Source organism: Pseudomonas sp. NPDC087639, assembly GCF_044743385.1.
Classification (GTDB): Bacteria; Pseudomonadota; Gammaproteobacteria; order Pseudomonadales; family Pseudomonadaceae; genus Aquipseudomonas.
Genome location: NZ_JBIUWI010000110.1, coordinates 1 through 9,241 on the forward strand (window position 1 = coordinate 1; position 9,241 = coordinate 9,241).

11 protein-coding genes are annotated in these 9,241 nt (G+C 58.8%); 1 reads left to right on the plus strand and 10 read right to left on the minus strand.

What is annotated here, in order from left to right; genetic code table 11:
• The 7 genes from ACIOVB_RS26155 to ACIOVB_RS26185 form a co-directional block, all read right to left on the minus strand.
• Positions 1-666 (minus strand): LysM peptidoglycan-binding domain-containing protein (locus ACIOVB_RS26155; RefSeq protein WP_401272123.1); only part of this gene is annotated, 666 nt, incomplete at its 3' end.
• 211 nt (positions 667-877) lie between these two features.
• Positions 878-1,513 carry a protein-L-isoaspartate(D-aspartate) O-methyltransferase gene (locus ACIOVB_RS26160; protein WP_177327338.1) on the minus strand — a complete coding sequence of 212 codons (636 nt, stop codon included), beginning with the start codon at positions 1,511-1,513 and terminating at the stop codon, positions 878-880.
• Positions 1,514-1,554: 41 nt separating this feature from the next.
• A complete protein-coding gene (surE, locus tag ACIOVB_RS26165; RefSeq protein WP_187679138.1) occupies positions 1,555-2,304 on the minus strand; it encodes a 5'/3'-nucleotidase SurE in 750 nt (249 codons plus the stop codon).
• Positions 2,292-3,350: a tRNA pseudouridine(13) synthase TruD gene (truD, locus tag ACIOVB_RS26170; RefSeq protein WP_401272124.1), complete on the minus strand. Its 1,059-nt coding sequence runs from the start codon at positions 3,348-3,350 to the stop codon at positions 2,292-2,294. The genes surE and truD overlap by 13 nt, the downstream gene beginning before the upstream one ends.
• Positions 3,347-3,820 carry a 2-C-methyl-D-erythritol 2,4-cyclodiphosphate synthase gene (ispF, locus tag ACIOVB_RS26175; RefSeq protein ID WP_187679140.1) on the minus strand — a complete coding sequence of 158 codons (474 nt, stop codon included), beginning with the start codon at positions 3,818-3,820 and terminating at the stop codon, positions 3,347-3,349. Before ispF ends, truD begins: the two co-directional genes overlap by 4 nt.
• A 45-nt stretch (positions 3,821-3,865) precedes the next feature.
• Positions 3,866-4,711: an S-formylglutathione hydrolase gene (gene fghA / locus ACIOVB_RS26180; protein WP_187679141.1), complete on the minus strand. Its 846-nt coding sequence runs from the start codon at positions 4,709-4,711 to the stop codon at positions 3,866-3,868.
• A gap of 65 nt (positions 4,712-4,776) precedes the next feature.
• The gene (locus tag ACIOVB_RS26185; RefSeq protein WP_401272125.1) at positions 4,777-5,889 is read right to left on the minus strand and encodes an S-(hydroxymethyl)glutathione dehydrogenase/class III alcohol dehydrogenase; all 1,113 of its coding nucleotides are present in this window, start codon (positions 5,887-5,889) and stop codon (positions 4,777-4,779) included.
• 117 nt (positions 5,890-6,006) lie between these two features.
• On the opposite strand from ACIOVB_RS26185, the gene ACIOVB_RS26190 reads away from it, so the two are divergent.
• Positions 6,007-6,903, plus strand: coding sequence for a LysR substrate-binding domain-containing protein (locus tag ACIOVB_RS26190; RefSeq protein ID WP_401272126.1), 897 nt, complete (start codon positions 6,007-6,009; stop codon positions 6,901-6,903).
• A 13-nt stretch (positions 6,904-6,916) separates the two neighbouring features.
• Here ACIOVB_RS26190 and ispD read toward each other — a convergent pair whose 3' ends face one another.
• From ispD to eno, 3 genes are all read right to left on the minus strand, one after another.
• Positions 6,917-7,624 (minus strand): 2-C-methyl-D-erythritol 4-phosphate cytidylyltransferase, encoded by a 708-nt coding sequence (gene ispD / locus ACIOVB_RS26195; RefSeq protein ID WP_401272127.1) that lies wholly within the window; start codon positions 7,622-7,624, stop codon positions 6,917-6,919.
• Positions 7,621-7,899: a cell division protein FtsB gene (gene ftsB, locus ACIOVB_RS26200; protein WP_095189352.1), complete on the minus strand. Its 279-nt coding sequence runs from the start codon at positions 7,897-7,899 to the stop codon at positions 7,621-7,623. The genes ispD and ftsB overlap by 4 nt, the downstream gene beginning before the upstream one ends.
• Positions 7,900-8,070: 171 nt before the next feature.
• A partial coding sequence (gene eno / locus ACIOVB_RS26205; protein ID WP_401272128.1) for a phosphopyruvate hydratase occupies positions 8,071-9,241 on the minus strand: 1,171 nt, incomplete at its 5' end.

Here is a 9,241-nt window from a genome sequence, read left to right on the forward strand (position 1 = left end):
CCTTAAGCCACTCCCGGCGTATACCACCGTCCCATCAGACGCAGCTAAAACAGGCTGTCCCAAATCCCCGGCGATATCAATTCCTTTATTCAAACTACCGTTTGAAGAGAATTTTCCAATCAGAATGCCATTAGATGGCCATCCCCAGCCGGTCGGGGCTGGACCCGCTGGAGGCAGTGGAGCCTGGGTTTGCTTGTTGGCGACGGACGGTACTGCACCAGTAGAACCGCCCGCAGAACCGGTGGTTGTAGTGGTGGTCGTGCCATTTGCCTGACGCCGGATTACCGTAGTTTTGCTGGATGATGAAGGCGAAGAACTGGCGTTGCTTACCACCGCCGTGGACGTTGAACCGGCGCGGCCGTCGAAGCGAATTGTCTGACCCGGATGGATCGTATACGGCGTAGGAATATTGTTCCGGGCTGCGAGGGCTTTGTAGTCCCAGCCGTAGCGAAAAGCGATGGAAAACATCGTATCGCCCGGACGGACTACATATTGCCCGGTCGTCACTGTCGGACGCTGCGCGACTGCATTGTTGCGATCGACTACCCGGACATTGCTCGATTTGGTGCTGGAGCAACCCACCAGCAAGGTGCTCAAGACAAGGCCAGTCACCAGGCGCTGAAAGCTCGTGTTACCCATACGCTGCGCAATGACTGTGAGACTCACCCGCCGCTCCCTTTGTGGTGGCTGAAAAATTTTGAATGCCGGATTTCGGCATAAGTGTCGCAAGTATAACGGGCCGAATCGGCTTTACCTTTAATGAAGCGAAATCGCTTCGCGCACACGTTTGCAAGCTGACAATCTGCGCCGTTTAAACCATCGTCGCCGGAGTAAGACCGAGGCGAACGAAAGGAATTCAGCGCCTGTGCATAAATGCTCAGGCCAACGGCCCATTGAGCAAAGGCACGAAGCGAACAGCGCCCAAAACGTGTCGTGAGAAACCGTGCTCTTCACGCACGATCAGCATCAATTGCTGTACTTCCCCCGAGCCTACCGGGATCACCAGACGTCCACCCGGAGCCAACTGATCGAGCAACGCTTGCGGCACGTCGGTGGCCACGGCTGTAACGATAATGCCGTTGTAAGGCGCCAGGGCCGGCCAGCCTTCCCAACCGTCGCCCCAACGAAACACCACGTTGCGCAAGTTCAACTCGACCAGACGTTCCTTGGCGCGATCCTGCAGAACCTTGATGCGCTCAACCGAGAACACCCGCTCCACCAGTTGCGACAACACGGCCGTCTGATAACCGGAACCGGTGCCGATCTCCAGTACCTTGTCCAGCGGACCGGCCTCAAGCAGCAGCTCGCTCATGCGCGCCACCATATAAGGCTGGGAAATGGTCTGGTTATGGCCGATTGGAAGCGCCGTGTCTTCATAAGCGCGGTGCGCCAGCGCTTCGTCGACAAACAGGTGTCGCGGCGTGCGGCGAATCACTTCCAGCACCTTGGCGTTGGACAAGCCTTCTTCGTACAGGCGCTGGATCAAACGTTCCCGCGTGCGCTGGGACGTCATGCCGATGCCGCTGCGCATTCTGTCTTCGTGTTCACGAGCCATCAGCGCAGTCCCTCCAGCCAGCCGTCGAGACTTCTGAAGGCATCGTTGAAGGTGCGATCGAGCTGCAAAGGGGTGATGGAAACATAGCCTTGCATCACGGCATGAAAGTCTGTGCCCGGCCCGCCATCTTCAGCATCGCCAGCGGCAGCAATCCAATAACCGGCTTTGCCGCGTGGATCGACGACTTTCATCGGCGCCGCCGCCCGGGCACGATGGCCAAGTCGGGTCAGCTGAATGCCGCGAATATGGTCGATGGGCAGATTGGGAATGTTCACGTTGAGCACCGTGCGCGGCGGCAGATCGAGCCCGGCATGGGCCTCGACCAGTTTGCGCGCAAAGTAGGCCGCCGTAGGAAGATTATCCACCTGACGGGAGACCAGCGAAAAGGCAAACGACGGACGTTCGAGGAATCGCCCTTCAAGGGCGGCCGCCACTGTCCCGGAATACAACACATCATCGCCAAGATTGGCGCCGAGGTTGATGCCGGAAACCACCATGTCCGGCTCACGTTCCAGCAGACCATTAAGGCCCAGATGTACGCAGTCGGTCGGTGTGCCATTGAGGCTGATAAAGCCGTTGGCCAGATATTGCGGGTGCAACGGACGGTCGAGCGTCAGCGAACTGCTGGCGCCGCTTTTGTCCTGCTCCGGGGCGATAACCACGCACTCGGTGTAATCCGCCAGCGCAGCATAAAGCGCGGCGAGACCGGGTGCGGTTACCCCATCGTCGTTAGAAATCAGAATACGCATGGGCTGTCCGTCTGCCCCACCGGCACCAGATCAACAAGTTCGCGCACCAATACGGTGGCGAAGCATCCGGCCGGGAGGACGAATTCCAGTTGCAGAATGTCAGGCTGGGGATAATGCCACGTCAACCCGCCAATGGGCAGCCGCAGGATGCGACGTTCGTGGCTCATGCCGGCGTGAATCAACCAATCTCGCAGATCCGCTTCACGGGCGGTAATCCCCTGCTCCAGATCATGGACAGCGCCAGCGGCCGGGGAGTCACCTTCGCCCCACTGCGGGCCGGTGGGATGCAGGTCGAGAATCGCCAGACGCGGATCGCTGCATTCAGCTTCACCGGCGGGAAAAAAGCTGCGGCTGTCGGTGAATGCCAGCAGATCGCCAACCAGCGCGCGCTGCCAGGTGCCATCGGCGACCCGCGCCGCCAGCACCTGATTGAACAGAAAACTGCGTGCCGTCGACAGCAGTCGCGAGCGCACATTGCGTTGCTCAGGCAACGCCTTGCGCGCCGCCCACGCACGCGCATCGATGACGTTGCCGCCGTCATGGCCGAAACGCTGAGCGCCGAAATAATTGGGAATGCCTTGCTTGGCGATCAGTTGCAGACGCTCTTCAATGGCCGCTTTGTCGCCAGCGAATTGGGTCAGGCGCAGGGTAAAACCATTGGCCGAATGCGCGCCGCGTTGCAGCTTGCGCTTGTGGCGGGTGGTTTTGAGAATCTTCAGCGTATCGTTTTCCGCTGCCGACAGATCGGGATCAGCCTTGCCCGGCAGCTGCACGCTGAACCACTGACGGGTCAGCGCCTGACGATCCTTCAGCCCGGCATAACTGACCGTGCGCAGAGGCACACCGGCAGCCTTGGCGATGCGCCGTGCAGCTTCTTCAGTATTGAGGCCGCGTTTTTCGACCCAGATCCATAGGTGTTCGCCGTCACCGCTAAACGGAATATCGAGGACTTCATCGACCTGGAAATCTTCAGCGATGGCTTTCAGTACTGCGGTGCCGAGGGGTTCGCCATAGGCCCGCGGGCCGAGCAATTGCAGTTCATTCATGCGCGCAGCAACAAGGCAACGGAGTGCACGGCGATGCCTTCTTCGCGGCCGACAAAGCCAAGCTTCTCGGTAGTAGTAGCTTTCACGTTCACTTGATCCAACTCAACTTGAAGATCCGCAGCGATCAGCGCGCGCATCGATTCGATATGCGGGGCCATTTTGGGTGCCTGCGCGACGATGGTGTTATCGACGTTGCCGACTTTCCAGCCTTTGGCGTGGATCAGCCCGACCACATGGCGCAACAAAGCACGGCTGTCGGCGCCCTTGAACTGCGGATCGGTGTCCGGGAAATGTTTACCGATATCACCCAGCGCAGCGGCGCCGAGCAAGGCATCGCTCAAGGCGTGCAGCAGGACGTCACCGTCGGAATGAGCGAGCAGCCCGAAGCTGTGTGCGATTTGCACGCCGCCCAGAGTAATGAAATCGCCTTCAGCGAAACGGTGCACATCATAGCCGTGGCCAATACGCATAAGAAAAAACGCCCCGATTTTTGTCAGGGCGTGATTCTACCTGCATTAACCGCGCAGAGCGCGTGCGTGATGCTGCAAGTGGTCGTCTATAAAGCTTGAGATGAAGAAATAGCTGTGGTCGTAGCCCGGTTGAGAGCGCAAGGTCAGCGGATGGCCCGCTTGTTTTGCTGCTTGTTGCAGGGCTTCCGGTTTGAGTTGGGTGGCGAGGAAGTCGTCGCGATCACCTTGATCAACCAGCAGCGGCAGCTTTTCATCGGCCTCGGCGATCAGCGCGCAGGCATCCCATTCTTTCCACTTCGAACGGTCTTCGCCCAGGTAACGGGAGAACGCCTTCTGCCCCCACGGGCAATCCATTGGATTGTTGATCGGCGAAAACGCCGACACCGATTGGTAACGCCCCGGATTGCGCAATGCACAGACCAACGCACCGTGACCGCCCATAGAGTGCCCGCTGATGCTGCGCTTATCGGAGGCCGGGAAATGCGCTTCAACCAGTGAAGGCAATTCCTGCACGACATAGTCATGCATCCGATAGTGCCGCGACCAGGGTTCCTGCGTGGCATTCAGATAAAAACCGGCACCGAGACCGAAATCCCACGCGCCATCCGGATCGCCCGGGACATCAGGGCCGCGCGGACTGGTGTCCGGCGCCACGATGATCAAGCCCAGCTCGGAGGCCATGCGCAAGGCACCAGCCTTCTGCATGAAGTTCTCATCGGTGCAGGTCAGACCCGACAGCCAATACAACACCGGCAGCTTGCCGCCCTGCTCCGCCTGCGGCGGCAGGTACACGGCAAATACCATGTCGCAACCGAGCACGTCGGATCGGTGGCGATAGCGCTTGTGCCAACCACCGAAACTTTTCTGACAGGAGATGTTTTCCAGACTCATGTAAAGACTCCTACGCGGTCACGGCAACAAGACTTCACGACTTGTTGCCATGTCACCACGATTGATCAGAAATGAATGACGGTACGAATGCTCTTGCCTTCGTGCATCAGGTCGAACGCCTTGTTGATATCTTCCAGGCCCATGGTGTGGGTGATGAAAGTATCCAGCGGGATTTCGCCGCTTTGCGCCATGTCGACATAGCTTGGCAACTCGGTACGGCCGCGCACGCCACCGAACGCCGAACCGCGCCAGACGCGACCGGTGACCAACTGGAATGGACGGGTAGAAATTTCCTGACCCGCGCCGGCAACACCGATGATTACCGACTCGCCCCAGCCTTTATGGCAGCACTCAAGGGCTGCGCGCATCAGTTGCACGTTGCCGATGCATTCGAAGGAGAAGTCGACGCCGCCATCGGTCATGTCGACGATCACTTCCTGGATCGGACGATCGAAGTCTTTCGGGTTCACGCAGTCGGTGGCGCCGAGCTGCTTGGCGATTTCGAATTTGGCCGGGTTGATATCGATAGCGATGATGCGTGCTGCTTTGGCTTTCACTGCGCCGATCACTGCAGACAGGCCGATGCCACCCAAGCCGAAGATTGCCACGGTGTCACCCGGTTTGACTTTGGCCGTGTTGAGCACTGCGCCGATACCGGTGGTGACACCGCAACCGAGCAGGCAGACCTTTTCCAGTGGCGCATCTTTAGAGATCTTGGCCACGGAGATTTCCGGCAACACGGTGTATTCCGAGAACGTCGAAGTACCCATGTAGTGGAATATCGTTTCGCCCTTGTAGGAAAAGCGCGAAGTGCCATCCGGCATCAGGCCTTTGCCCTGAGTCGCACGAATCGCCTGACACAGGTTGGTCTTGCCCGACTTACAGAATTTGCACTGGCCGCATTCCGGGGTGTACAGCGGAATCACGTGATCGCCGACGGCAACTGACGTCACGCCTTCGCCGATGGCTTCAACGATTGCGCCACCTTCGTGGCCGAGGATCGACGGGAAGATGCCTTCCGGGTCTGCGCCGGACAGGGTGTAAGCGTCGGTGTGGCAAACGCCGGAAGCCACCACGCGCAGCAACACTTCACCAGCCTTGGGCATGGCGACATCGACTTCTACGATTTCCAGCGGCTTGTTGGCCTCGAAGGCAACGGCGGCGCGCGACTTGATCATGCTGACTCTCCAGTGAATCCATTGAATAAAAAAACCAGACAAGGAGTGTAATACATGGCTTTACGATGAATAATCAGGCCAAAAGCAAAACATTATTGCCATGCAGGGATAATCCCGATGTCCGAAAACCGCTGGGAAGGCATCGACGAGTTCGTCGCCGTCGCCGAATGCAGCCAGTTCACCGCCGCTGCCGAACGTCTTGGGGTTTCTTCCTCGCACATCAGTCGACAAATCGTACGACTGGAAGAGCGCTTGCAGACACGCCTGCTCTATCGCAGCACACGTCGCGTGACGCTGACCGAAGCCGGGCAAACCTTTCTCCAGCACTGTCAACGATTGCAGGACGGTCGCGAAGAAGCCTTGCGCGCGGTCGGTGATTTGACCAGCGAACCGAAGGGCATGCTGCGCATGACTTGCGCGGTGGCCTACGGCGAACGTTTTATCGTGCCGCTGGTGACGCGGTTCATGGGGCTGTACCCACAACTGCGCATCGATATTGAATTGAGTAACCGCCAGCTCGATCTGGTGCATGAAGGGCTGGATCTGGCGATTCGCCTCGGCCGCTTGCAGGACTCACGACTGGTCGCGACGCGTCTGGCACCACGGCGCATGTTTCTTTGCGCCTCGCCGTCCTATGTCGAACGGTACGGACGCCCACACAGCTTGTCGGAATTGAGCCGGCACAATTGCCTTATCGGCAGTTCGGACATCTGGCAGCTTGAGCAAAACGGCCGGGAATTTTCCCAGCGGGTACAGGGAAACTGGCGCTGCAACAGTGGGCAAGCGGTGCTGGATGCCGCGCTACAAGGGGTTGGATTGTGTCAGTTGCCGGATTATTACGTGCTGGAGCATCTGCACAGTGGCGCGTTGATTTCGTTGCTGGAGGCGCATCAGCCGCCGAACACGGCGGTGTGGGCGCTGTATCCGCAGCAGCGACATTTGTCGCCGAAGGTGCGCAAGTTGGTGGACTTTCTCAAGGAAGGATTGGCCGAGCGGCCGGAGTATCGAATTTAAAGGCTTTGATCTTCTAGCGGCGGTTAGTCCAACGCTGCCGCAACCATTCCAGATCTTCAGGACGGGTCACCTTGAGGTTATCCGCGCGCCCCTCGATCAGACGCGGCGCCAGGCCCGCCCATTCCATCGCCGAGGCTTCATCGGTGATCACGGCATCCGCCACCAGACTGTCCGCCAACGCCCGATGCAACGCGCCAAGGCGGAACATCTGCGGCGTATAGGCCTGCCAGATCACGCTGCGATCCACGGTCTCGACCACACGACCGTGCTTGTCGACCCGCTTCAGCGTGTCGCGAGCCGGCACTGCGAGCAAACCACCCACCGGATCACTCGCCAGTTCAGTGAGTAACTTGTCGAGATCATCGCGACTCAGGTTGGGCCGTGCCGCATCGTGCACCAGCACCCAATCCTCATCATCGGCACCTTGGGCATGCAGATGCAGCAAGGCATTGAGCACCGAACCGGAGCGCTCGGCACCGCCCTCAACCCGCTGAATACGCGGATCGTTGACGCAGGCGAGGTTCGGCCAATAAGGATCATCAACAGCAAGACTGACCACCAAGCCCTTGAGGCTCGGGTGATCAAGGAAACAGCCGAGGCTGTGTTCGAGAATTGTGCGCCCGCCCAGTTGCAAGTATTGCTTGGGACGGTCCGCGGCCATACGGGCACCGCCGCCCGCGGCAGGAATCACGGCCCAGAAGGCCGGCAGGTAATCGATCATTGGGCCAACTGGTAAAGGGTTTCGCCGTCCTTGACCATGCCCAACTCATGGCGAGCCCGCTCTTCAACGGTCTCCATGCCTTTCTTCAGCTCGCTGACTTCTGCGTCCATCACCCGGTTGCGCTCCAGCAAGCCTTCGTTCTCGGCATGTTGCTCAGCAATCTGCTGATTCAGCTCGGCGACTTGCGCCAGACTGCCATTGCCCACCCACAGGCGGTACTGCAGACCGGCCAGCAGCAAGAGCAAAACGAGAAACAACCAGTAAGGACTGCGCATCGAATATCAGGTATCCAGTGAAAAAAGACAGCCACGCCAAAACTTTGAAACGTCTGATAGCACGAAGCCTGGAAGATCCAGGCTTGTGCTGTTAAGGCATCAGATTAGTGGCAAATCCATCGCTGTCACGACTTTTCCGACACAATCCGGTGTCTTTTTACCATTTACAACTTAGCCGCGGAACTCGGAGCGACCGTTGTACTTGGCCTTGCCATTCAACTGCTCTTCGATACGCAGCAGTTGGTTGTACTTGGAAACGCGGTCGGAACGGCACAGCGAACCGGTCTTGATCTGGCCAGCCGAGGTGCCCACAGCCAGGTCGGCAATGGTCGAATCTTCGGTTTCGCCGGAGCGGTGCGAGATCACGGCGGTGTAACCGGCAGCCTTGGCCATCTGGATGGCTTCCAGGGTTTCGGTCAGGGTGCCGATCTGGTTGAACTTGATCAGGATCGAGTTGGCGATCTTTTTATCGATGCCTTCTTTCAGGATCTTGGTGTTGGTCACGAACAGGTCGTCGCCTACCAGTTGAACCTTCTCGCCGATCTTGTCGGTGAGGATCTTCCAGCCAGCCCAGTCGGACTCGTCCAGACCGTCTTCGATGGAGATGATCGGGTAACGCTCGGTCAGACCTTTGAGGTAGTCGGCGAAACCTTCAGCGGTGAACACCGGGCCTTCGCCGGACAGGTTGTACTTGCCGTCTTCGTAGAATTCGCTGGCCGCGCAGTCCAGTGCCAGGGTCACGTCGGTGCCCAGTTTGTAACCGGCGTTGGCCACGGCTTCGGAGATCACTTTCAGAGCGTCTTCGTTGGACGCCAGGTTCGGTGCGAAACCGCCTTCGTCGCCAACGGCAGTGCTCAGGCCACGGGCCTTCAGCACAGCTTTGAGGTGATGGAAAATCTCGGTGCCCATGCGCAGACCTTCCGAGAAAGACTTGGCGCCAACCGGCTGAACCATGAATTCCTGGATGTCGACGTTGTTATCGGCGTGCTCGCCACCGTTGATGATGTTCATCATCGGCACCGGCATCGAGTAAACACCCGGCGTGCCGTTCAGGTTAGCGATGTGTGCGTACAGCGGCAGATCCTGATCCTGTGCAGCAGCCTTGGCCGCAGCCAGGGACACGGCGAGGATGGCGTTGGCGCCCAGGGTCGCTTTGTTTTCAGTACCGTCGAGCTTGATCATCGCGTGATCCAGCGCTTTCTGGTCGCTTGGGTCGGTGCCCAGCAGCAAATCGCGGATCGGACCGTTGATGTTGGCTACCGCTTTGAGCACGCCCTTGCCCAGGTAACGGCTCTTGTCGCCATCACGCAGCTCGAGTGCTTCACGCGAGCCAGTGGATGCA